Source organism: Gangjinia marincola (assembly GCF_039523415.1).
Taxonomy (GTDB): Bacteria; Bacteroidota; Bacteroidia; order Flavobacteriales; family Flavobacteriaceae; genus Gangjinia; species Gangjinia marincola.
Window position 1 is genome coordinate 188,757 of sequence record NZ_BAAAFG010000001.1, and the last position, 23,305, is coordinate 212,061.

Below are 23,305 nucleotides of genomic sequence, written 5' to 3' on the forward strand. Positions count from 1 at the left end.
AGTTTAGTGATTTAGGATAAATATAGCTTTTTCTTGACGAATTCTAAAGATTGTAAAAATCAATAATAAAACAGCCCGGATAACGTTTAGCTAATTTCTTTCTAAACTTTTCTGCCTTTTCGCGGTCCTTAAATTCGCCCACCACTAAGGTATACACCTTTACCCCTTGAATGATCTTTACTTGCGTGTGAACCTTTTTACTGTAGCTTTTATTAAGGTTATTGGCCAATCGCACTAAATTAGCCGACTCTTGAAAACTTCCTATTTGAACTCCGAAGCCTTCGGGGTTTACTCGTTCCACATCAAGTTCATAAAACTCTTTTTCTTCTACGACAGCCGCGGTGGTGGTAGAATTTGTTGTGACGACAGTAGGCGAGGATACAATAGCCGGTTTCGTGGCTACTGTATTTGCTTCTTTTTCATCTAATACTTCTACGACAACATCTGTGACTCCCTGACCTATAAAATCTAACTTTTGTGCCGCAGATTTAGATAAATCAATAATTCTGCCTCGTACAAAGGGGCCGCGATCATTTACTTCAACGATAACAGATTTATTGTTGGCGAGGTTCGTGACTTTAACCATGGTCCCAAAATCCAAGGTACGATGCGCTGCCGTCATTTTATTATGGTAGTATTTTACGCCGCTAGCGGTCTTTCGACCTTCAAATTTATTGGCGTAAAAAGAAGTTTTTCCTGTTTGTACTTGAGCAAAAGTAGTGCTCACTATAAACAGAAGAATAATAGACAAAATAGTTTTTTGCATGGATTAAGCTTGAGGTTGTAAAATAGCGATGATTTGATCAGCAAGCTCAACGCCTATGCGATCCTGAGCTTCATTTGTTGCAGCGCCGATGTGCGGAGTTAAGGAGATTTTTGGATGCATGAGAAGCTGAACTTCTGGTTTAGGTTCATTTTCGAATACATCTAAGGCTGCAAAAGAGATTTTTCCTTTATCCAGCGCTTCCACTAAAGCGACTTCATCAATGACTCCGCCGCGCGCAGCATTCACGATCGCTGCTCCATGTTTCATTTTATCTAATTCAGCTTTACCAATAACATATTCTTTTTGGGCGGGTACATGGAGCGTGATGAAATCTGCATGCTGAATCAAATCTTCGACCGGTTCTGTTTTGATGGGAACAACCACTTTTTGATTATTATAAAACTCCAGTTCAATATTTGCTTCACCAATAAACTTGTCACTGGCTATTACTTTCATCCCAACGCCTAAGGCAATCTTAGCTACTTCGCGGCCAATACGTCCAAAACCTATGATCCCCAACGTTTTACCCCGTAGTTCAACTCCGCCGGCATAGGCTTTTTTGAGCTGCTTAAACTTTGATTCACCATCTAAGGGCATGTTGCGATTGGCATCGTATAAGAACCGAACGCCTCCATACAAATGCGCGAAAACCAATTCGGCTACTGAAGAAGAGGAGGCAGCCGGAGTATTTATCACATGAATGCCTTTTTCTTTAGCATATTCCACATCAATATTATCCATACCTACACCGCCACGACCGATTACTTTAAGATCCGGGCATTGATCGATCAAGTCCTTACGCACTTTAGTCGCACTACGCACTAAAAGTACATCGATATTTTTTTTGTTGATGTAATCGGCGAGTTGTTCTTGCGCTACCGTTGTGGTTAATACTTCAAAACCTGCTTTTTCAAGGGTTTCAATACCCGCTTTTGATACTCCGTCGTTTGCTAATACTTTCATCCTTTCAATTTACTTTTTAACCTTAATTCTGTATGGCTTATTTTATACTTAAAATCTTTATTCTGAGCGCAGTCAAAGGGTAAACCTTAAACCTCTAGGCTTTTCGCTCCAGTTCACTCATTACGTCCACCAAGGTTCCAACGCTTTCCATAGAGAGTGCGTTATACATAGAGGCACGGTAACCGCCAACACTTCGGTGGCCATTGAGTCCTACGATTCCGGCTTCCTTCCACATCTCATCAAAGGTTTCCTTTAAATCACCGTTCTCTAAGGTAAAGGTTGCATTCATCATAGAACGATCCTCATTGGCGGCGAATCCTTTGAATAGTGGGTTAAGATCTACTTCAGAATATACCAATGTAGCTTTTTTCTCATTTTCTTTCTCAATGGCTTCGATTCCGCCTTTTTCCTTGAGCCATCTTAAGGTAAGCATAGAAACATATACCGGGAATACAGCCGGGGTATTGAACATACTTCCTTTACCAATGTGTATCTTGTAGTCCATCATAGAAGGTATTTTTCGGCTTACTTTGCCCAGAATATCTTCTTTTACCACGACAAGCGTAGTTCCCGCAGGTCCCATATTTTTTTGAGCGCCTGCATAGATCAAATCAAATGTAGAGAAATCCATCTGACGTGAAAAAATATCGCTACTCATATCACACACCACAGGAACATCTGTAGCCGGGAACGACTTCATTTGAGTTCCAAAGATGGTATTATTTGAGGTGCAGTGAAAATAATCCACATCCTCTGGTACAGTATATCCCTTAGGGATGTACGAGAAATTCGCTTCTTTTGAAGAAGCGACTTCTATCACATCACCAAATAGTTTAGCTTCTTTGATGGCTTTATCACTCCACGTACCGGTATTGAGGTAGGCAGCTTTCTTTTCAAGTAAGTTGTAAGCAACCATCAAAAACTCCATACTCGCTCCGCCCTGTAGAAATAGTGCTTTGTAACCTTTTCCTTCTAGCCCTAAAAGTTCTAGCGCCAGATTTCGCGCTTCTTCCATCACGTCTACAAAATCCTTGCTTCGGTGTGATATTTCTAAGATAGATAATCCAGAATCATTAAAGTTAAGAATGGATTGTGAGGCTTCAAGAAATACCTCATGAGGCAATATACAGGGACCGGCACTAAAATTATGTTTTTCCATGGTACGTAGCTAGAATTATTAGTTGTGCAAAGATGTAAAAATTAGTGCGCAATTTATGTTGTGAAATCATTAATTATTCACGGGCAGTGTTGATAAAAATGCAAGCGTATCTACACCGTCCGCATAATCCCAAAGCCTAGGCTGCTGGGCTTCTCCAAATGCGAGTGCATTGGGTAGTTCTGCTTTACTCACTACGCATTGTATTTCTTCTTGTCGTGCAGTGATAATCTCATTTACGTCATTCAAGTCTCCATATTCTTCATAAAACAATACACCAATGGGTGAGGAGAGCGCCGTATCCTGCTTGATTAAGAAGAAGTTATTATCCAGTAGTTTTGCCTGACTCATGAGATACACCGCTTTGTTATAATCGTAATTGTTTGCGTATTTATGATGGTTGATGATGGAATTCCACTCGTAGAGGGATTCAAAAAGGGAGTTAAAATTATAGCCGGTTGGCACGTAGACTTTAGAGACATTTCTACATCCCAGCCCGTAGTATCTAAAAATATCTTCGCCCAGCGCTTTTAAGTCGGCGTTTGTTTCTTCTCCTGTGAGCACGGCAACAGCGTTTCGGTTTTTACGAATGATGCTGGGTTTATCCTTAAAATAGTATTCAAAATAGCGTGCGGTGTTGTTGCTTCCGGTCGCGATGACTGCATCAAAGTCGGTAAGTTTATGTTGTACGATCTGGATCGCTTCCGCGGAAGCGGGATCAAAACCAATCAAAATTTCACGCACAGCAGGGATAAGCCGCTGATCATTGCTGGATAATTTTGCAAGAGCGATATTGCCGGAAAGGACTACGGCCAACAGATCATGAAAACCCACTAGCGGAATGTTTCCCGCCATGATGATTCCTACCTTTTGAGGCGAATCATTGTTTAAGGAATACGACTTTACCCATTGCGTTAAGTTATCCGCGGTAAGTGCCTGACTCCATTGTTCTAAGCAAAAATAGATATTCTCTTTTGTAAACCAGGCATTTGCTGCAGTAGCACGATCTATTTGCGCTAAAAGTACCTCTTTTGCAGGATGTTCTTTTTGTTGAACGATAGCACGAAACACATCACCTACATGGGCAAAAGCGTTAATTCTTTGTTGTAACGTCATGAAATATTGGATATGAAGTAGCCGGGGCTTATTTTTGCGTCACAAAGGTAAAAAAGAAACAGCTATGGCAATTATAATCACTGATGAATGTATTAACTGCGGCGCATGCGAACCAGAATGTCCTAACACGGCCATTTATGAGGGTGCAGATGATTGGCGCTATGCAGATGGTACAGACTTGAGCGGTAAAGTTGTTTTACCTAGCGGAAAAGAAGTAGATGCTGAAGAAACACAAGAACCTATAAGCGATGAGTATTACTACATCGCACCAGATAAGTGTACTGAGTGTAAAGGCTTTCACGAAGAACCTCAATGTGCCGCCGTTTGCCCGGTAGATTGCTGTGTTCCCGATGAAGATATTGTGGAGACCGAAGAAGAGTTACTGGCTAAGCAGGCGTTTATGCATCAGGACTAGAAGTGCACAACAAATGATCTATACAAACAGTCTTTAGGGACTGTTTTTTTATTTTCGGTTCTTTGATAACTTGTCTATTTTGCACGCCAAATAAACTAAACATGCGCGCTACCCTTAGAATAGATGTACTTCTTCTCCTAACCTTATCCATATATACAAGTCGTGCACAAGATAGTCTTGAGATAATACCAGTCGTGGAATCTACAGCCGCGCAGGATTATAGTTCAGAAGAACGAAATCGTCAATTGGATTCTTTAAAAACTGTATTAGCCGATTCTTCGCTTTCAGATTCAGCGTTGCGCATTTATCCTTTTAATCATGGAATTCTCACAGCTGCAGATACTATAGGGAGAGCAAATAGTAGCTCAAAGGCTCAAACGTTTGTTACGCCAACATACGATCAAAACGTAAAAAAATATACCGTAGCGACGGTGCCTAATCCTAAGAAAAATGGAGCTAATGGATATGTGAGTGATCCCGCCGGATATATTCAAGCAGACGAAGTAAATCGATTGAATCAATTGGTATATTCTGTTGAGCAAAAGACTTCGGCACAAATAGCGGTTGTTGTGTTACCAAGTATAGGGAAAGAGGTTCCTAAAAATTTCGCAGTTAAACTTTTTGAAAAGTGGGGAATCGGCCAAGCTGATACAGATAATGGATTATTGATCCTTACCGTAATGGATCAACGCAGAACAGAGTTTGAAGTAGGGTATGGGTTGGAACCTATTTTAACCGATTTAGTCTGTTTTAATATAGGGTCAAATGCTATCGTTCCAAATTTTAAAAGAAGCGATTATGGAGAAGGTTTGATTGCGTCAGTTAATCTGATAGAAACCTATCTTACCGATCCACAGGCTATAGAAGAAATTTATTCTATTGGTATAGACCAACAAGGTCAAACGGAGCATTCTCACGGATTTTGGTATTATTTTTTGTGGATTTATGGGATTCTTAGTCTTGTGATTGCAGGAGTGTATTATGCCATTTCGTATGATATAGAGCGGTCAAAAGATGACTTTTATGACAAGTACAAACGATTGGATGGATTAAAGTTTTTGGGTTTCATCATTCTTTTCCCTCTACCGTTTATATTCTTTAATCGTTTGGTTAAGGATAGATTGAAACGCTATCGCTACGCCCCACGATTCAGCAGAAAAAACGGACAAAAGATGAGAATTTTAAATCAGTGGTCAGAAAATAAGTTTTTGGATCAAGCTGAAATCGTTGAAGAAAAGATTAAATCTATACTTTATGATGTATGGATAACAGATGACGAGAGTGATGTATTGATCTTAAAATATGACGGAAGCAACAGCCGAAAATACAGTAAGTGTACCTCTTGCGGATACAAAACCTACGGCAGAAAAAAGTCTGTCGTTGTTCGTACGGCCACCTATCATAGATCGGGTTATGGCTTTGATCACTATCAATGTAAAAACTGTCACTTTGCTGATAAGAAACGCTTTACGATACCTCAAAAAGTGAAATCAAGCTCATCTTCTTCTGGCAGCAGAAGCTCTTTTTCATCATCCTCAAGCAGTTCTTCCAGTTTTGGAGGAGGTAGCTCTGGTGGGGGTGGAGCCGGAGTTAGTTGGTAAAAGAAAAAGCTGTTGAAATTTCAACAGCTTTTTTTTTTGTTTCCAGTAGGTTATAGTTAAAACTGGTATCGAATACCCAGCGCGATATCCAGATCTAAATCATCATTGTAATCATTAAAACCCAGCTCTGGTCTAAAATCTAGTGAGAGCAGAAGTGGAAAATCAAAGTTGTATTCCAGTCCAATATCTCCGGCAACAAACGCAAAGGTATCGCTGTCATCGTCACGACCCGGGAAATCAAAATCGTCGTCAAAGTCTACTTGTCCAAATCCGCCACCAGCACCTACATACCAGTTAAATCCTTTGTCCAGATTAAATACCCACTGGTATAAGCCTACGATGCGATAAGCATCAAAGTTATTATTACTACGCCACCCTAAACCAAATTCAAGACGATTGTTATCGCCTATGCCACGTTGATAGGATAGTTCTGTTCCAAAACCGTCACTATCACCTAAACGGAGTCCGATGGCATTTTTCGAAATTTCTTGCGCAGAAGTTATTCCTATAGCACCGAGTACAAAAAGTGCTGTGATCATTGTTTTTTTCATGTGTTAAAATATTTAGATGGTACAAGAGTAAAACGTATTAGGCAATCATGTTGTTATAAAAACAATAAAATTATCAGTATTCGATTTTTTATTAACACAAATGGATACGTAAACACCTATAAAATCACGGTTCCTTTTAATCCGCGATCGTACATCACGATGCTTCCGGCAACCGAAACATTTAAGGATAAAGTAGAATTGAATTTCACCAGCCGGTGAGATTTCTCAATCGCTTCTTTGGTGAGTCCGTGATCTTCGGCACCTAATAAATAGACACACCTGCGTGGATGTTGAAAGCTTTCCAAGGGTTGGGCTTTATCGGTAAGCTCCACACCAATAAGGAGCGCACCTTTTGGCAAATGTGCGTAGAAATCCTCGAAGTTATCGTAATGAAAGTAGGGCATGGCACCAACAGCTTTATGTGTGTCACTGGCTTGTTTGGCGTATCGATTACCAATGGTGAAGATAAAGCTGGCTCCCATGTTTTGGGCAGAGCGCCACAGTACACCGAGATTTTCGGGTGTTTTTCCGTTTTGAATGCCGATGCCAAAAAAGCCTTGTTCCAGGGTATCAATCTTCATGACACAAAATTGAGACAAACTTTTTGAATACGAAAAGAAATTTAGTTCATCATATTTTCATCACAATTTTCAGGACAATGCCACGCAGAAAATAGTATCTTTGCCCGCTGAAAATCGATCACTCATGAAAGCCGGAATTGTAGGATTACCCAACGTAGGAAAATCAACGCTATTTAACTGCCTGTCTAATGCCAAAGCCCAAAGTGCAAACTTTCCGTTTTGTACCATTGAACCAAATATTGGAGTGGTCAATGTACCCGATCACCGACTCTCAAAGCTGGAAGAATTAGTAGATCCTGAAAAAGTGATCCCTGCAACAGTAGAGATTGTAGATATCGCCGGCCTTGTAAAAGGAGCCAGTAAAGGCGAAGGATTGGGAAACCAATTCTTAAGCAATATTCGTGAAACTGATGCAATTTTACATGTACTCCGCTGTTTTGATAACGATAATATCGTGCACGTAGATGGAAGTATTGATCCTATACGAGATAAGGAAACTATTGATATGGAACTTCAGCTTAAGGATCTTGAAACGGTTGAAAAGCGTATGGAGAAAGTCAACCGTGCTGCACGTACCGGCAATAAAGAAGCTCAAAAAGAGGTTGATCTGCTCACTAAAATTAAAACGGCGTTAGAAGCGGGTAAAAATGTGCGTACACTGGACTTTAGCGATGAAGATCGCGAAGATTTTATCAATCAATTTCAATTGATCACCGATAAGCCCGTGATGTATGTATGTAACGTTGACGAAGGAGCCGCAACCACCGGAAACACCTATGTGGAAAAAGTCCGCGAATTGGTCAAGGACGAAAAAGCTGAAGTTTTAGTGCTCGCGGTAGGCACCGAAGCTGATATCAACGAATTAGACGATTATGAGGAGCGGCAGCTGTTCCTTCAAGACATAGGTCTTGAGGAACCCGGATCAGCTAAGCTGATCCGTGCGGCGTATAATCTGCTCAACCAACAAACCTATTTCACTGCGGGAAAAAAGGAAGTCCGTGCCTGGACCATTGATATTGGTGACACCGCGCCGCAAGCTGCCGGAGTCATTCACACTGATTTTGAAAAAGGATTTATTAGAGCAGAAGTCATCGCCTTTGAAGATTTTGTATCGTACGGTAGTGAAGCAAAAGTACGCGAAGCCGGTAAACTACGCGTAGAAGGAAAAAATTATGTGGTGAAGGATGGGGATGTAATGCATTTCTTGTTCAACGTGTAGTGAATTTCGATCTGCCAGTCGGCGAAGAAGGAATCTGCCTGTCGTGAATCTGTGAGTTTTTGAGTGGTGAGCATTTAGCTCTTAGCCATTAGCTCTTATATTTTATGTATTAATTTAGTGGATATTGTATTATCCTTTCAAAGGGGGGTAGAAAAATCTTCATCTTCGTCTTCATTTTAAGTTTCGAGTTCGAGTTCGAGTTCAACTTCATATTTAAAAATACCCACTCTCCCGTCTCTCCCTGCGCCACCGCTAGCCTCCTTCGCCATAGTAACACAGCTACGAAGGCCGAGAAGCTAAGGCGGCACGCGGTCAAGGGAGAGAGGCTATTCTGAGAAGGTTTGAGATTTTCACCTCTCAGCGGGAGAGGGTTAGGGGCGAGGGTTTTTCATATTCATACTCCGCAGCCTTAGCGAAGGAGCACTTTAACTTCATCTTCAAGTTCAAGTTCGAGTTCGAGTTCAACTTCAACTTCACCCTTCCCTTTGGGGGCGATGTCGGTTTACCGACACAGGGACAACAGACAGTGGGGAAATCAACATCCTTTTGTTAATTACTTTCTGTCTACCGGGTTTCTTTATCTTATACATCCTTTTATATTAGCCCATATCCTCAAATTTTATGTCAACTACTGCTTATACCGAAGATAATATACGTTCGCTGGACTGGAAAGAACACATCCGCATGCGACCTGGGATGTATATTGGGAAATTAGGCGATGGATCCAGCGGTGATGACGGCATTTACATTCTGCTAAAAGAAGTGCTGGACAACTCTATTGACGAGTACGTCATGGGCGCCGGTAAAACCATAGAAGTCTCTGTACAAGGAACAAAAGTCATTGTGCGTGATTACGGGCGTGGGATTCCGCTGGGAAAAGTGGTGGATGTAGTCTCCAAAATGAATACCGGGGGTAAATACGACAGCCGGGCATTTAAAAAATCTGTCGGGCTTAACGGTGTCGGGACTAAGGCGGTAAATGCACTTTCAGATTATTTTAGGGTAGAGTCCACCCGCGACGGACAATCAGTAGCAGCAGAATTCTCTCAAGGGGAACTCACCAACAAAGAAGAACTGAGCGAAACCAGCCGACGAAAAGGAACTAAGGTCACCTTTATTCCTGATGAGGCCATCTTTAAAAACTTTAAGTACCGCAATGAATACATTGAAAAACTCCTAAAAAACTACGTCTATCTCAATCCGGGATTGACGATTTTATTTAATGGGGAAAAGTTCTATTCTGAAAATGGGTTGAAAGATTTATTGGCAGAAAATATCAACGAAGATGATCGGCTTTATCCGATCATTCATTTAAAGGGCGATGATATTGAAGTCGCATTGACCCACAGTAAAACCCAATATTCTGAAGAGTACCACTCCTTTGTTAATGGGCAGCACACCACCCAGGGAGGTACACATCAGGCGGCCTTTAGAGAAGCTTTGGTAAAAACGATTCGGGAGTATTTTGGGAAGAACTACGATGCCAGCGATGTACGTAAATCAGTCGTTTCTGCAATAAGCATTAAGGTGATTGAACCTGTTTTTGAAAGTCAGACCAAGACTAAATTGGGATCTACCGATATGGGCGGAGACCTTCCCACGGTGCGTACCTACATCAATGACTTTGTCAAAACTAACCTGGATAACTTCTTGCATAAGCATCCTGATGTCGCCGAAAAGATTCAGAAAAAAATCATGCAAGCCGAAAAAGAGCGCAAGGAACTCAGCGGCATTAGAAAACTTGCCCGTGATCGCGCCAAAAAGGCAAGCCTGCACAACAAAAAGCTCAGGGACTGCCGTATTCACTTGACCGATAGTAAAAACGATCGTTGTCTGGAGAGCACACTGTTCATCACAGAGGGAGATTCGGCAAGTGGTTCCATTACAAAAAGCCGTGATGTCAATACACAGGCGGTATTTTCGCTTCGCGGAAAGCCCTTGAACAGCTTTGGGATGTCCAAGAAGATTGTATATGAAAATGAGGAGTTTAACCTGCTTCAGGCAGCGCTGAATATTGAAGATGACATGGATGATCTTCGGTACAACAATATTGTGATTGCTACGGATGCTGATGTAGACGGAATGCACATTAGATTACTGCTAATCACGTTTTTTCTTCAGTTTTTTCCGGAGTTAATTAAAGAAGGACACTTGTATATCCTGCAAACGCCCTTGTTTAGAGTGCGAAATAAGAAAGAGACTTTTTACTGCTACTCTGAAACTGAAAAACGTGAAGCCATCGAAAAACTTACCGGTAAGCCAGAGATCACCCGCTTTAAGGGACTGGGTGAAATCTCGCCAGATGAGTTTAAGTATTTTATCGGGGAGGATATTCGGTTAGACCCGGTGATGCTGGATAAAGAAATGAGCATTGAAGAATTATTAACCTTTTACATGGGTAAAAATACTCCCCAGCGTCAAGGTTTTATCATTGAAAATCTAAAGGTGGAGCTGGATTTGATTGAGGAGTAATTTCCCACCCCAATCCTCCCAAAGGAAGGGAGTATTACTACTTGGTATAATAAAACGCATTGTCATTCCTGCGGAGGCAGGAATCTAGAATAGAAATAGAAGAAATTGCATTAACTACTATTACAAATTTTGAAGATTTGGAAAACGGCCTACGAAAGTATGTCGTAGAATTTGAAATGAATATTTCGTAAAATTTTGTGCTGTTTGAGTCCGATTGAAAATCGGACGAGTTCATAAAATTTAGGAATAGAATGATAAATTCAGAGATGCTTTCGTAAGCCTAGATTTTTTTGATTCGTTTTTTCATCAATGGAAAAAATGAATAATTACAAATTAGATGTCAGAAGTTGAAATAAACCATGAATAACGACCAAAACGACGATTTTATAGCAGAAGAAAATACCCAGGAAGTCATTACCAAAGTAACCGGAATGTACAAGGACTGGTTTTTAGACTACGCTTCGTACGTGATTCTTGAACGTGCCGTACCTGCCATTGAAGATGGCTTTAAGCCGGTACAGCGCCGTATCCTGCATTCGATGCGGGAACTGGATGATGGCCGCTACAACAAAGTTGCAAACATCGTGGGTCACACCATGCAATACCATCCGCATGGGGATGCCAGTATTGCCGATGCTATGGTGCAAATTGGTCAAAAAGATCTGCTGATTGATATGCAGGGAAACTGGGGAAACATCCTTACCGGGGATCGCGCGGCTGCTTCGCGGTATATTGAAGCCCGACTCTCAAAATTTGCGCTGGACGTAGTCTATAGTCCTAAGGTAACGGAATGGCAGGCATCCTACGATGGCCGGCGAAAAGAACCTGTAAACCTACCGGTTAAATTTCCCATGCTACTCGCGCAGGGAGCAGAAGGGATTGCAGTTGGGCTTAGCACCAAAATTCTGCCGCATAACTTTATTGAGCTTATTGATGCTTCGGTGAAGCATTTGCAAGGCAAGCGCTTTTCTATTGTACCAGATTTCCCCACGGCAGGTATTGCAGACATGAGCAACTACAATGATGGCCTGCGGGGCGGAAAAGTACGGGTACGCGCTAAAATTGCCCAAAAAGACAAAAATTCTCTGGTCATTACAGAGATTCCGTTTGGAACAACCACTTCTTCTTTAATCGAATCCATCTTAAAGGCGAACGATAAAGGCAAGATCAAGATCAAAAAGATCGAAGACAATACGGCGGCAGAGGTAGAGATCTTAATTCATTTGCCCGGCGGAGTCTCACCAGATAAAACCATTGATGCATTGTATGCCTTTACCAATTGCGAAATGTCTATTTCTCCGCTTGCGTGTATCATTGAAGACAACAAACCTATATTTATTGGGGTGAGTGAAATGCTTAAGCAGAGCACAGATCACACGGTAGAGCTACTTAAAGCAGAGCTTGAGATAAAGCTTAATGAACTCCAAGAGCAGTGGCACTTTGCTTCGTTAGAACGCATCTTTATTGAAGAACGCGTGTACCACGATATAGAAGAGCAGGAAACCTGGGATGGTGTAATTCAAGCCATTGATGAAGGCCTAAAACCGCATATCCAACACCTTAAACGTGCAGTTACGGTTGAGGATATTACTCGGCTGACCGAAATACGCATCAAGCGCATCTCTAAGTTTGACTTAGACAAAGCTCAGCAAAAGATTGAAGCGCTGGAAGATGAAATCGCTCAGGTAAAGCACGACCTGGAGCATCTTACAGATTTTGCCATTGCTTACTTTAAACGACTTAAAAAGGAATACGGCGAAGGAAAAGGGCGTAAAACAGAACTCCGCCTGTTTGAGGATATTGAAGCCACTAAAGTGGTGATGCGCAACACTAAACTCTACGTCAACAGAGCCGAAGGCTTTATAGGAACTTCACTTCGACGCGATGAATATGTGACCGACTGTAGTGATATTGATGATATCATTTGCTTTACAGCCGAAGGGAAGATGATGGTCACTAAAGTCGATGCCAAAACCTTTATTGGCAAGAACATCATCCACGTAGCGGTCTTTAAGAAAAAAGATAAGCGTACGATCTATAATTTGATTTACCGCGATGGAAAACGCGGCAATGCCTACATGAAACGTTTTGCAGTAACGGCTATGACCCGCGATCGCGAATACGATATGACCCAGGGAACGGCAGGATCCACCGTACATTACTTTTCGGCGAATCCCAATGGGGAGGCAGAGGTAGTGACCGTGTATTTGCGTCAAGCGGGCAGCATAAAAAAGTTAAAGTTCGACATTGACTTTTCTGAGCTAGCGATCAAGGGCAGAGCCGTAAAAGGAAATCTTGTCACCAAATACAGCATCAAAAAAGTAGAGTTGAAAGAAGAAGGGGTCTCTACCCTTAAACCCCGTAAGATCTGGTTTGATGACACTGTACAGCGTCTAAACGTAGACGGTAGAGGAGAACTGCTGGGAGAATTTAGAGGCGAAGATCGCTTACTCATCATTACCCAAAAAGGCATTGTAAAAACCATTAAGCCTGAAATTACGGCACGCTTTGATGAAGACATGATTGTATTGGAAAAATGGATTCCTAAAAAGCCGATCTCTGCCATTTATTGGGATGGCAATAAGGAGCGCTATTATGTCAAACGTTTTGTGATTGAAAATGAATTAAAAGAAGAGTCCTTTATCAATGACCATCCTAAAACCCAATTAGAACTGGTGGCAACCGACTGGAAGCCTGTGGTGGAACTGACCTACCCCAAACCCCGCGGAAAAGATGCCAAAGAACCAGATCAGGTCAATGTAGAAGACTTTATTGCCATAAAAGGCATCACTGCATTAGGAAACCAGCTTACCGCTGAAAAAGTCAAGCAGATCAATGCACTGGAACCCCTCCCGTACGAAGCGCCGGAGGAAAAACCCACTACCGACATTGATGTAAATGAAGAAGTAGAAATCACCATTGATGACACTACCGTTAAAACCGATCCCGAAGAACTGGATGATAAATTGAAAGGCGACGGGGAGCAGGGGAGTTTGTTTTAAGAATTGACTTATGAATGTTTAAATAATATAGATAAAAAAGGATTAATAATTGTGTGTGTTTCAAATTACCGTAAATAAGTATGGATATAATTACAAATAATTACGAATGGATATTTAGTGGTATAGGCGTTTTGATTTTTGGATGGATTATTACGTTTTTTTATAACAAAAAATCTTCCTCCTATAAAGAAAATTCTGATTTGGAAATTTTGCGTACTGGCAGTAACATAACCATAAATAATAACCTTACTGATTCCAACACTTTGGTAAGTAAAAAATTAGAAAAATCTAAGGGGAAGAATAGGAAAAATGATTGTCATATCCTGTTTATTGATGATCAACATAATGATTTTAAGATGGTTTCAATCCTAAAAAAAGCTGGTTGGAACAATACAAAAGCTATTAAAGATTTGACAGATCTGGATGACCATAAAGCTGTTGAGGCTTCCATTATTTTTGTGGATATAAATGGAGTTGGTACTAATATGTTTGAAGATCAAGGATTAGGACTTGCAGCCGCATTAAAAGATAAGTACCCACAGAAAACAATCATATTATATTCGGCAGAACCAACAGGTAATAGATTTAATAAAAAACTCAGAAAAGTAGACGAGAGTCTTCCAAAAAATGCCGAACCATATGAATTTATAAGTTTAATTGAGCAATACAGCCATAATTGAAGCATTTTCAAATTATTGATCATAAAAAAAATACTCTTGCAGATAATCTTACAGATAACTGTAAAGTATGTCTTGCAAAATGTGATTTTCAGGCTAGACAAATAAATGTTTGCCCTGAATATGGTGATAAAAGACGTCATGGATTAAGAATAACTAACAAATCAAGCTGTTTTTTATGTTGTGATAAAACTAAAACTACCAAGCTTTTCCGGCAGAAAATAGAAGCTCTATCGTATACCGTGCCTGACTTAAAAATCCCAATAAGTGAAATAAGAAGTGAAGAGCAAAAAAAAGTCAATCGTTTAGTACACAACTTAACATCAATAAACGCACATAATATTCAAGAAATTTATGATTTAGTACCGCAAGAGGTTTTAGCTCAAAATTGGCGTAAACAATTAGTTTTCATAAAAGAAGAGATTTCCAAGGATTTAGATAAAGCTGCATTGACATTCTTAAGGATAGCAAAGCACAATACTCATATGCGATCAGAATTTTCAATTTATAGAAAAATTGAAAGAGATGATAACATAGAACTTGATAAGAAAAATCACAAATTAAGAAATGTACTTTTAAATACCTTGCATACATTTTTTTCCGATTTCTCGAGAAGAAATATTTACGTTGATGTGGCTGAATTTTATTTTCAAGTCAAGTTTGATTATGAAACTGTCCAAGTTGCACTATATCACTTAATAGAAAATGCAACGAAATATACGCTAGCCGAAACAAAAATCTCGATTTCAGCTTCGGAGAATTTAGAAACCGTCGATTTAAAGTTTGAAATGATTAGTGCTCACGTAAAAGAGGAGGAACGGGAATATGTAATAAAAGAAGGTTTTTCTGGAGAAATGGCTAAAAAAATGAATCGCCACGGAGATGGAATTGGTATGTGGAGAATAAATCAAATGCTTGAAATAAATGAAGGAAGTTTTGAAGCAATATTTGGACCTATAAAAGAAGAGAGAATGGGATTCGAGTTTAGCGAAAATGTATTCATTTTAAAATTCGCAAAATCTTAAACGTCAAAAGAAGTTCTTAACACTATGCATTAGTTACACTTCTGCTGTGTAGTAGCTTTATAACTATAATAATACTAATCTCTATAGAGATTATTCTAATAAATGTGGTATACCATATGAAATACATAAGTACAACTAAAGCAACTAATTGTCCAAAAAGGGGCTTGAAGGATTATTTATTAGATTTATTCTCATTTTGGGTGCCAAGAGCGAATTTAGGCTATGAATCGAAGATGCATCTTGTTAAGATATGGCTTATTGAATTTAAAGAAGAAGATGGAAAATTTCTACCATGGAGAGAAATCGCTTTAGGGTTAGATGGAAACCCAATTTTTGCTGGACCGAGTAAAAATAATTATGGGTTTTGGCTTGATACACATATGCAGTTTAAAGATTTTGATGATTATGAATTGATAGAGAAGAATGAGTTTGAAATATATTGGGATCTTTCTGGAGTAAAAACTCCAGATTCTTCAAAGTAATTCTCCCACTACTGCATAATTAATCAATCAAAACAAAGAAATCCTTCATCATCAACTCCTTCGATAAAACTGTCAAAAGATTCCCCATTTAGATCTATTATAGCTTCTGAACCCATGAATTGATCAAATACCGTAACGGTACCATCGCCATTATCACAATAGCGTCTTACCAGCTCATCTTCAATAAAGTTAAATTCACAACGCACGCAATATGTATCATCATCGCTATCGCACGATGTAATTACAAAGCAGTAAAGCAGAAAGAACAAAAAAGTATTCTTATTCATGCCTATCAGTGAACAATAGTAGTGCCATAGAAGAAATATCTTGCTATACATTGCAAAGCCTTAATTAAAAGCATCTGTGCTATCGACAGTAAGATTTCTCTCCGCCAGCCGGCGGATCGAAATGACCCGTACTGGATTCTCTTAATATCACAAATTTGCCAACAACGCAGAGATATACTGCTATAACTTCTATTATATACTTCCTTCAAGGAACGATAAATAAGTCCATTTCAAAAGATTTATACTTTTTTAAAAATTACCACACCATATCTTCAAGTCCCGTGAACAGGGCTTTGTCAGGTGAATGTCAGGTGAATGACCCGCAAATTATTTCGAGTTGAGCCTGCTTCATCCTAGGTTTGTACCATCAAACAATCGATCAATTTCTTTTCACTTAAAAACCTAGAACCTATGAAAACTTCATTTTTTTTAAAACTAACTCTTTTAGTATTGAGTATACTACATGTATGCTCTGCTTTAGCTTGTACCACCGTAAGCTATATCGATAAATACGGTAACGTATGGAATGCGAATAATGAAGACGGTCCGTACGCGACGGCTACGTTTATCAATGTTTATCCTAAATCCCATCATGGGGCGTATGGATATTATACCTTGTCTTATTTGTCTCCAATGTTCGGTCAGACCAGTCAGCTTCAAGGCGGAATGAATGAAGCCGGTCTTACCTTTGATTTTAATGCGATTCCGGCAGTGGAGAATGTTGATCTTTCTCATAAAAAATCGTTTGAAGGTGGTGATGAAGCTATTCTCACGCATCTTTTAAGCACCATGCGTTCCGTAGATCAGGTAATCGCATTTTTTGAGGAATATTGGTTTAGCAATGGGTTTACCAATGCGCAAATGCACGTCACAGATCGTTCAGGAAAAATGGTGATCATTAGTGCGTCAGGCGTACTGATTTCTCAGAAGCCGTATTTAATCTCTACCAATTTCGACCTTGCTGCGGGAAAATCAGATCAAGATTGCTGGAGGTATAAGGCGGCAACTTCGATTGTTCAGAAAGAACATCAAGGTTTGAATACCATGCTCTCCTTGTGTAAAGCTACGGAACAAAAAAATGGCAGAACCATGTACTCGAATATACAGAATTTAACCACTGGTGAACTATGGTTTTCTTCAAAAGATTCACAGGGAGCAACCATACATACGTCATTACAGAAACTACTCGAAAAAGGTCAAAAATTCTACTCTTTTCAGGATTTAGCGGCTATCAATGAAGATTTCTATATGCCAGACGATCAATTAGGCGATACGAAAAATTTGGAAGCTGTAGATAAGAGTGATCTGGTGGGCACCTATTTTAATGAAGCTACAGGAAATGTCACCATTCACGAAACCGAAAAAGGTATACGCTTATCTTTTGAGAATGACATGTCTGTTGAATGCGAGGTCAATCATGACCAAGCCTACGTAGCGTTGGATGCACCTATACGTCTTCATTTTCATCGAGATACTGATGGGCAACTACAATTATCGTTGTTTGAAGAACATTTTTGGTCATTCACAGCCATGAAACAATCAAACGCAAATTAAAAATCAGACATAACATAAATGTTTAACTTCTTGTATCTTGCTCACGCTTCATACAAGATCAATACGATAATGATGAAACAACCCGAATTAGGCCAAAAAATACTAGAATTAAGACAACTCAAAGGAGTAACGCAAGAAGAGCTGGTAGAGCAATGCAACATTTCTGTACGCACCATTCAGCGTATTGAGGCAGGCGAAACCATGCCAAGAATGTATACGATCAAAACCATACTTTCTGCTTTAGATAGAGATTTAGATGATTTGAATCAGGCTTCGCTTTTTGAAACAAAAGTGAAAGAGGCGATGCTTTTTAGCATAGATGAAGGTAAAGATGTCTCTTTTTTATTCAAGCAATTGCACATAGGATGGATCGCCGGAGTACTAAGTATGATCCTATTCATTTTTGAGGCCATTGAGGATACCTATTATATTATGAATAAAGAATATCTGTACGCCAAACCCCTCACCATAACCATAGGCGTGGCGTCCATCCTCGTGTTTTCGGTATTTATGCGTTCTTTTATTTTATTAGGGAATCTCTTTAAGAATGACGTGTTAAAGTATGTATCTATTCTTTTTATCGCCATAAACGCTGTGGTTTGTATATACGCACTTATTGACCTTGATTTTGAGTACTTACCTGTTGAGGCGTACGGAATCATTTTTTTGATTTGCTGGGGAATGATGTCTCTCTTCTTTGGTATTGCGTTGTTAAAGCTGATGGGATTAGGCAATTTACCTAAAGCCACAGGTATGTTACAAATTGTCATTGGCGCTATGATGCTCACCATATTTTTGGGTATTGTCGCCGGTCCGGCCAGTATCATCGCACAAGGATTTAGTGTGGCAGTTATTCTTAAAGCTATTGAGGTAATTAAAAAGCAGGTGAACGCTTAGTTTAAATGATGAGTTAAGGCTCCTGCTCTGCAGTGTATGCCTATTGGCTAGGCGGGGTTGTACGGGTAAGCCAGTAATCCTATTACCGAAGATCTAGCTAATCGTAAATAGAGACTAGATGTTTTAAATTGTTCATATTCTCCTTAAACTTGCAACTTTTTAAAATAACCCATGAGAATAGTTTTACTAGCCCTATGTTTTGGATTTACATCGCAGATTGTCAGTGCTCAATTCATTAAGGAAAAATCAATACAGGCTAGTATTGGTTTAGGATTAAGTGTTCCCTATGATAGTGCAGACGAGGTAGCGGATAATGGTCTATTTGTGCAAGGAGAATTAGTATTAAAAGTTCTATCTTGGATAGAAATAAGGCCCTATGCAGGTGTCATTTGGACGAATTCTGATGGAACCGATCTTGACGGAAACCCCACTGATGAAAAGGCAGAATCAAAAGCGTTTCTTACAGGAGGTAAGCTTAGACTTAGAGCTCCAATTCCTTATGTAGCACCCTACGTAGAATTAGGTGTTGGGACTTCAATAGGTAAGTTCGAAACTTCAACCGTATTCTATGATATAAAAGGTAATGGTTTTTTATATCATATTCCATTTTCATTTGGACTAGAGCTTGGAAAAGCACACAATGTAGATATTGGGTTTGCGTATTTCTTTCAACCTAAAGTAAAACAGTATGTGGGCGCATTTGCTGTTGGAGTTAGTTTTCAACCCAAGAAATGGAGGTAATTTTTTGGATTTGCAAGAACTAAGCGACCTCTACTATTGATAGTGTTAAATAATTATTTTAGAAACCTCAAACAAACCGACTGAAACTATGAAATTAGTAACGTATTGTAAATCGTGTAAAAAAGACATTATAGTAAAGTCTAATGCCGCGACTAGGCCAGAATTGCAAATGGAAAAAGGAGATGAGTTCAATGTAAATTGTCAAAACTGTGGAAGTATGGAAAAGAAACATGTCAATGATGTGAAGGCAGAACCAAATAAAGCATTGCTTCTTGTTGGATTGGGAATAGGAATTATTGCAACCGTCATGTTATGGAAAATTTATGGCGCAATTTCAACAATAAGTGCAACTATTCCGATCCTTTTTTGGTATCAACAAATGAACCAGACAAAAGCGTTCAACTTATACATGATACGGCGCAAATAAAACTAGTTTTTTTCGTTAACTTTTAAACTACTGCACTATCAGCCTTCAATAAATTTAAACCTTTTGGCAATACTTGGGTCTAAATAGTATCTATCTAGGCTGTATGAAGCTACATCTTGCGTTTGTATTCTTGCCCTTCTTTATATTTTCTTCTTGCGATCAAACCCAGGCAAGGCAAGAAGTTGATGCCTGTACAGCGGCTACACTTAATCAACAGGCAACCTATAATGATCTGGTTCAGGATATTCCGCTGGATGTACTTACTGCATTAGTAGAACTTCCCGATGAACACAGAGCCTTAGGCAGAAATAAAGCAGGATATATTCACGTTCGGTTTCAGTTGCATAGCACACGACTGACGGATTATGCGATTAGAACTCGGCGTAATGAAGCGTTGACGGAGTACCTCAAAACGCTCCAGTATGCCTTTTCATATCAACGTACGGCAGGAGATTTCCAATTCGTTCCACCAAATGATCTTTTACAACAGTACGATGATCAACCTCCCAGTGAGGCTGATTTAGCCAGTGGTACCGCATTTTTTGCCTATAGTTTGGGAATAAGTCTAATGAGTTTATCACATTCAGATTGGTACAGCCATGCGGAGTCAACTCTGATAATCAGAAATGAAATCAATGCATTACACCCCAATATTCAGCTTATGCTGAATTACTTAAAAACTTCGGTCAGCGTATTAAATGAAGTAGATGCACAGGCACCCAACCGTTTATTGTTTAATGCCATTGCTTTTTACAGCCTGGGGAATTACCTAAACGACCAGGAGGCAAAAGAAATTGGGATTACTTTTGCTAATGCTGCACTGGATCAACACGATGAAGTCAGCGGTTATTTTATTGAAGGCGGTGGCTGGGATTCCAGCTATAATGGTGTGGCAATTAAACTTGGCTTGGAGCTTTTCACAATCATACCCGCAGGAGAAGACCAGGAATTAAAAAACCGTTTGCAGGACATTGCAAGCTGTGCCGCTCAATGGCAAAGCTCACGCATATTACCGACCGGGGAAATTACTACAGAAGGGAATACCCGGGTGTATCCCGGCGGAGAAGAGTTTTTGGGTAACGAAAAGCAGGTTGATGTCATTAAATCCATCAAAGCCTTTTTCTACATGGCTATGTTATCAAACGAAAATGAGTACAGAGCGCTGGCGGAGCAGGTGATAGGATATTACCAAAAATAATTGAATATGATAGCGGGGGATTGATCAACTTTATTAAAACCCGCTCCGCAGTTGTTGCACTGTTGCGGTAAATTTTATTGAAGGCTGATTTTGCGCAGCAGTTCCGCTAAATTTTAGTGAGTATTACTATTCCCAAAAATAGAAGCGGGAGAGATGGTTTGATCTGTTAAATTACGCTACACGTTGGACCAAAAAAAATGCTTAGCGAAGCATAAGGTCCTAATCGATTAGTAAGAGTGGAAGTTTAACATAGCTAATTTTTTCTCCGTAGCGATGTTAACTTTATTCATGTGTGGTCATAAAAGGATAACAACACTTATATCATATGAAATTTTCTACGCTCATCACCTTTTTAATTTTTCTTACGTTCAACTCTTATTTATTGTTAGCGCAATGTCCTACGGTAGGAACATTGATTGTCTTAGACTCACAAGCTGACGTGGATGCTTTCCCTACCCAATATGCAGCATGTAATGTATTTGAAAATGAGATTTTAATCGCTGGTGCTGATATCACAGACCTTACGTCCTTAAGTCAAATAGAAGAAATTCTTGAATATCCCTTGCGAATTATAAATAATCCAAATTTAACCAATTTATCAGGTCTAGAGAATATTCAAAGTGTAGGTAATCTGCAGATTAACCAAAATTCGTCCTTGCAAAATTTAGACGGATTGACTGGACTTGCTTCATTAACCGGGAGAGTGGTAGCCGGTGAACAGTTACCGGGATCGTTGAGTATTATCAATAACGCAGCTTTAGAAAACACCGCTGGTCTAACCAACCTAAGTACTATTCAAGCCAGCAGCTTAAATGACTCAGATCCATTGGTTATTCAAATAGAAAATAACGATCTACTCACAGATCTATCAGGTTTTGAAGGACTTACCGTGATACCAGGCAGGGTGCTTATTAAGCGAAATGATAATTTAATCTCTCTAAACGGTTTTGACAATATTGAATCATTAACTCTGCTCACGATAGATGATAATGACGCATTAATTCATCTAGACGATTTATCTTCTTTAACTGCTCTTTTAGCCTTACAACTTAGCAACAACGAGAGTGTCTTAAATATTGATGGTTTATTAGGCATCACAGAGATATTTAGTATCAATATATTTAATAATTTTTCTTTGCAAAATCTTGACGGACTTATTAATATAAATACCTACGGTGAATTTGCTTCATTAGTCATTTCAACAAATGCAAATCTTACCTCTGTAAGTGGATTGAGTAATATAGATGTGCTACCCGGCGGTAATCTTGAAATTAAGAATAATGATAGTCTAACTACTATTGATGGAGTATGGGATTTGCAAAGTATAGATAATGATCCAGTGGGTGTCTTCACGAATTTAATTATTGAAAATAATGATGCTCTCATCGATCTAAGTGGTTTGTCAAATTTATCTTCAGTAAGTGGAGATGTCTCAATTCGAGATAATAACCAGCTGATCAGCCTAGATGGATTACAAAATCTAGCCTTGATTGAAAATTCTCTTATTTTATTCAATAACTCAAGCTTAGAAAACTTGACCGGACTAAATGGGGTAGCGCAAGTAGGAAATGATTTAGTCATCACGACAAACCCTTCTTTAGACGACGTCACAGCATTACAAAATTTAGGTGCTATTGGGACAGAACAAAATTCAGGAATGGCGAATCTTGCAGTCGATGTTTGTGGAGCTCTTACCTCGTTAGATGGATTGCAAAACATTGATCCAGATTCTATAGAATTTCTCATTTTAGTGGACAATCCAAGTTTAAGTTTCTGTAGTTTGTCTAATTTATGTGCACACATCGATAGCGGTGGAAATACCAATATTTCTGGTAATTTACCCGGATGCAATACTCCAGATGATATCACAACAGGATGTGATCCACTAGGTGTACAGGACGTTCAAACTAGCAATGATTGGATGGTGTACAGGTCAAAAGATAAATTGTGTGTGGATTTTAATAATACTCATGTGGATGACATATTAATTTATGACATCACTGGGAGAACACTTCTAAACAGACACATTGAAAACCAAGAACGTATTGACCTAGGAATAACTCCTGCAAACCAATTTTTAATAATCCAGGTAAGTACTTCTACAGGTAAACAGCTTTCGAAAAAAGTGATTTTTTAACAACAGCAAAACGTATTTTCCATCACTGTGCGTATGAG

General features: G+C 39.4%; 21 protein-coding genes. 14 read left to right on the forward strand and 7 right to left on the reverse strand.

Annotation, left to right across the window (positions count from 1 at the left end; genetic code table 11):
• Window positions 1-43 precede the first annotated feature (43 nt).
• The 4 genes from ABD000_RS00905 to ABD000_RS00920 form a co-directional block, all read right to left on the reverse strand.
• A complete protein-coding gene (locus ABD000_RS00905) occupies window positions 44-766 on the reverse strand; it encodes a septal ring lytic transglycosylase RlpA family protein (protein ID WP_343762613.1) in 723 nt (240 codons plus the stop codon).
• Between the two features lie 3 nt (window positions 767-769).
• Window positions 770-1,729, reverse strand: a complete 960-nt coding sequence (locus ABD000_RS00910; protein ID WP_343762615.1) for a D-2-hydroxyacid dehydrogenase — start codon at window positions 1,727-1,729, stop codon at window positions 770-772.
• Window positions 1,730-1,823: 94 nt separating this feature from the next.
• Window positions 1,824-2,888 (reverse strand): 3-phosphoserine/phosphohydroxythreonine transaminase, encoded by a 1,065-nt coding sequence (serC, locus tag ABD000_RS00915; RefSeq protein ID WP_343762617.1) that lies wholly within the window; start codon window positions 2,886-2,888, stop codon window positions 1,824-1,826.
• A gap of 69 nt (window positions 2,889-2,957) precedes the next feature.
• Complete coding sequence (locus tag ABD000_RS00920; protein WP_343762619.1) at window positions 2,958-4,001, reverse strand: acyl-CoA reductase; 1,044 nt, start codon at window positions 3,999-4,001, stop codon at window positions 2,958-2,960.
• Between the two features lie 64 nt (window positions 4,002-4,065).
• Here ABD000_RS00920 and ABD000_RS00925 point away from each other — a divergent pair, with 64 nt between their 5' ends.
• Window positions 4,066-4,416 (forward strand): 4Fe-4S dicluster domain-containing protein, encoded by a 351-nt coding sequence (locus ABD000_RS00925; protein ID WP_343762623.1) that lies wholly within the window; start codon window positions 4,066-4,068, stop codon window positions 4,414-4,416.
• 101 nt (window positions 4,417-4,517) lie between these two features.
• Window positions 4,518-6,017, forward strand: a complete 1,500-nt coding sequence (locus ABD000_RS00930; RefSeq protein ID WP_343762625.1) for a TPM domain-containing protein — start codon at window positions 4,518-4,520, stop codon at window positions 6,015-6,017.
• Window positions 6,018-6,073: 56 nt separating this feature from the next.
• On the opposite strand, the gene ABD000_RS00935 is transcribed toward ABD000_RS00930, so the two are convergent.
• Window positions 6,074-6,568: a hypothetical protein gene (locus ABD000_RS00935; RefSeq protein WP_343762628.1), complete on the reverse strand. Its 495-nt coding sequence runs from the start codon at window positions 6,566-6,568 to the stop codon at window positions 6,074-6,076.
• A gap of 116 nt (window positions 6,569-6,684) precedes the next feature.
• Entirely contained in the window at window positions 6,685-7,149 is a 465-nt protein-coding gene (locus ABD000_RS00940; protein ID WP_343762630.1) for an RNA methyltransferase, read from the reverse strand.
• Window positions 7,150-7,273: 124 nt separating this feature from the next.
• On the opposite strand from ABD000_RS00940, the gene ychF reads away from it, so the two are divergent.
• The 6 genes from ychF to ABD000_RS00970 all read left to right on the forward strand — a co-directional run bounded on the left by ychF (window position 7,274) and on the right by ABD000_RS00970 (window position 16,026).
• On the forward strand, window positions 7,274-8,368 hold the full coding sequence (ychF, locus tag ABD000_RS00945) for a redox-regulated ATPase YchF (protein ID WP_343762632.1): 1,095 nt from the start codon (window positions 7,274-7,276) through the stop codon (window positions 8,366-8,368).
• A gap of 621 nt (window positions 8,369-8,989) precedes the next feature.
• Window positions 8,990-10,840, forward strand: coding sequence for a DNA topoisomerase IV subunit B (locus ABD000_RS00950; RefSeq protein WP_343762634.1), 1,851 nt, complete (start codon window positions 8,990-8,992; stop codon window positions 10,838-10,840).
• 359 nt (window positions 10,841-11,199) lie between these two features.
• A complete protein-coding gene (locus ABD000_RS00955) occupies window positions 11,200-13,842 on the forward strand; it encodes a DNA gyrase/topoisomerase IV subunit A (protein WP_343762637.1) in 2,643 nt (880 codons plus the stop codon).
• An 80-nt stretch (window positions 13,843-13,922) separates the two neighbouring features.
• Window positions 13,923-14,522 (forward strand): response regulator, encoded by a 600-nt coding sequence (locus tag ABD000_RS00960; RefSeq protein WP_343762640.1) that lies wholly within the window; start codon window positions 13,923-13,925, stop codon window positions 14,520-14,522.
• Window positions 14,519-15,544 carry an ATP-binding protein gene (locus ABD000_RS00965; protein ID WP_343762644.1) on the forward strand — a complete coding sequence of 342 codons (1,026 nt, stop codon included), beginning with the start codon at window positions 14,519-14,521 and terminating at the stop codon, window positions 15,542-15,544. Before ABD000_RS00960 ends, ABD000_RS00965 begins: the two co-directional genes overlap by 4 nt.
• A gap of 116 nt (window positions 15,545-15,660) precedes the next feature.
• Window positions 15,661-16,026 carry a hypothetical protein gene (locus ABD000_RS00970; protein ID WP_343762647.1) on the forward strand — a complete coding sequence of 122 codons (366 nt, stop codon included), beginning with the start codon at window positions 15,661-15,663 and terminating at the stop codon, window positions 16,024-16,026.
• Window positions 16,027-16,049: 23 nt separating this feature from the next.
• Here the strand turns inward: ABD000_RS00970 and ABD000_RS00975 are convergent, their stop codons facing one another.
• Window positions 16,050-16,313, reverse strand: a complete 264-nt coding sequence (locus ABD000_RS00975) for a hypothetical protein (RefSeq protein ID WP_343762649.1) — start codon at window positions 16,311-16,313, stop codon at window positions 16,050-16,052.
• A gap of 411 nt (window positions 16,314-16,724) precedes the next feature.
• Between ABD000_RS00975 and ABD000_RS00980 the strand changes: the two genes are divergently transcribed.
• The 6 genes from ABD000_RS00980 to ABD000_RS01005 all read left to right on the forward strand — a co-directional run bounded on the left by ABD000_RS00980 (window position 16,725) and on the right by ABD000_RS01005 (window position 23,267).
• On the forward strand, window positions 16,725-17,867 hold the full coding sequence (locus ABD000_RS00980) for a carcinine hydrolase/isopenicillin-N N-acyltransferase family protein (protein WP_343762651.1): 1,143 nt from the start codon (window positions 16,725-16,727) through the stop codon (window positions 17,865-17,867).
• A gap of 72 nt (window positions 17,868-17,939) precedes the next feature.
• Window positions 17,940-18,764, forward strand: a complete 825-nt coding sequence (locus ABD000_RS00985; protein WP_343762653.1) for a helix-turn-helix domain-containing protein — start codon at window positions 17,940-17,942, stop codon at window positions 18,762-18,764.
• Between the two features lie 171 nt (window positions 18,765-18,935).
• Window positions 18,936-19,505 carry a hypothetical protein gene (locus tag ABD000_RS00990; protein ID WP_343762655.1) on the forward strand — a complete coding sequence of 190 codons (570 nt, stop codon included), beginning with the start codon at window positions 18,936-18,938 and terminating at the stop codon, window positions 19,503-19,505.
• A gap of 88 nt (window positions 19,506-19,593) precedes the next feature.
• Window positions 19,594-19,932: a hypothetical protein gene (locus ABD000_RS00995; RefSeq protein WP_343762657.1), complete on the forward strand. Its 339-nt coding sequence runs from the start codon at window positions 19,594-19,596 to the stop codon at window positions 19,930-19,932.
• A gap of 103 nt (window positions 19,933-20,035) precedes the next feature.
• The gene (locus ABD000_RS01000; protein ID WP_343762659.1) at window positions 20,036-21,130 is read left to right on the forward strand and encodes a hypothetical protein; all 1,095 of its coding nucleotides are present in this window, start codon (window positions 20,036-20,038) and stop codon (window positions 21,128-21,130) included.
• A gap of 325 nt (window positions 21,131-21,455) precedes the next feature.
• Window positions 21,456-23,267 carry a hypothetical protein gene (locus tag ABD000_RS01005; RefSeq protein WP_343762661.1) on the forward strand — a complete coding sequence of 604 codons (1,812 nt, stop codon included), beginning with the start codon at window positions 21,456-21,458 and terminating at the stop codon, window positions 23,265-23,267.
• Window positions 23,268-23,305 lie beyond the last annotated feature (38 nt).

Bases quoted from the DNA above. Each gene is read 5' to 3' on its own strand.
- ABD000_RS00905 (WP_343762613.1), bottom strand. From the start codon at position 766: ATGCAAAAAACTATTTTGTCTATTATTCTTCTGTTTATAGTGAGCACT.
- ABD000_RS00910 (WP_343762615.1), bottom strand. From the start codon at position 1,729: ATGAAAGTATTAGCAAACGACGGAGTATCAAAAGCGGGTATTGAAACC.
- serC (WP_343762617.1), bottom strand. From the start codon at position 2,888: ATGGAAAAACATAATTTTAGTGCCGGTCCCTGTATATTGCCTCATGAG.
- ABD000_RS00920 (WP_343762619.1), bottom strand. From the start codon at position 4,001: ATGACGTTACAACAAAGAATTAACGCTTTTGCCCATGTAGGTGATGTG.
- ABD000_RS00925 (WP_343762623.1), top strand. From the start codon at position 4,066: ATGGCAATTATAATCACTGATGAATGTATTAACTGCGGCGCATGCGAA.
- ABD000_RS00930 (WP_343762625.1), top strand. From the start codon at position 4,518: ATGCGCGCTACCCTTAGAATAGATGTACTTCTTCTCCTAACCTTATCC.
- ABD000_RS00935 (WP_343762628.1), bottom strand. From the start codon at position 6,568: ATGAAAAAAACAATGATCACAGCACTTTTTGTACTCGGTGCTATAGGA.
- ABD000_RS00940 (WP_343762630.1), bottom strand. From the start codon at position 7,149: ATGAAGATTGATACCCTGGAACAAGGCTTTTTTGGCATCGGCATTCAA.
- ychF (WP_343762632.1), top strand. From the start codon at position 7,274: ATGAAAGCCGGAATTGTAGGATTACCCAACGTAGGAAAATCAACGCTA.
- ABD000_RS00950 (WP_343762634.1), top strand. From the start codon at position 8,990: ATGTCAACTACTGCTTATACCGAAGATAATATACGTTCGCTGGACTGG.
- ABD000_RS00955 (WP_343762637.1), top strand. From the start codon at position 11,200: ATGAATAACGACCAAAACGACGATTTTATAGCAGAAGAAAATACCCAG.
- ABD000_RS00960 (WP_343762640.1), top strand. From the start codon at position 13,923: ATGGATATAATTACAAATAATTACGAATGGATATTTAGTGGTATAGGC.
- ABD000_RS00970 (WP_343762647.1), top strand. From the start codon at position 15,661: ATGAAATACATAAGTACAACTAAAGCAACTAATTGTCCAAAAAGGGGC.
- ABD000_RS00975 (WP_343762649.1), bottom strand. From the start codon at position 16,313: ATGAATAAGAATACTTTTTTGTTCTTTCTGCTTTACTGCTTTGTAATT.
- ABD000_RS00980 (WP_343762651.1), top strand. From the start codon at position 16,725: ATGAAAACTTCATTTTTTTTAAAACTAACTCTTTTAGTATTGAGTATA.
- ABD000_RS00985 (WP_343762653.1), top strand. From the start codon at position 17,940: ATGAAACAACCCGAATTAGGCCAAAAAATACTAGAATTAAGACAACTC.
- ABD000_RS00990 (WP_343762655.1), top strand. From the start codon at position 18,936: ATGAGAATAGTTTTACTAGCCCTATGTTTTGGATTTACATCGCAGATT.
- ABD000_RS00995 (WP_343762657.1), top strand. From the start codon at position 19,594: ATGAAATTAGTAACGTATTGTAAATCGTGTAAAAAAGACATTATAGTA.
- ABD000_RS01000 (WP_343762659.1), top strand. From the start codon at position 20,036: ATGAAGCTACATCTTGCGTTTGTATTCTTGCCCTTCTTTATATTTTCT.
- ABD000_RS01005 (WP_343762661.1), top strand. From the start codon at position 21,456: ATGAAATTTTCTACGCTCATCACCTTTTTAATTTTTCTTACGTTCAAC.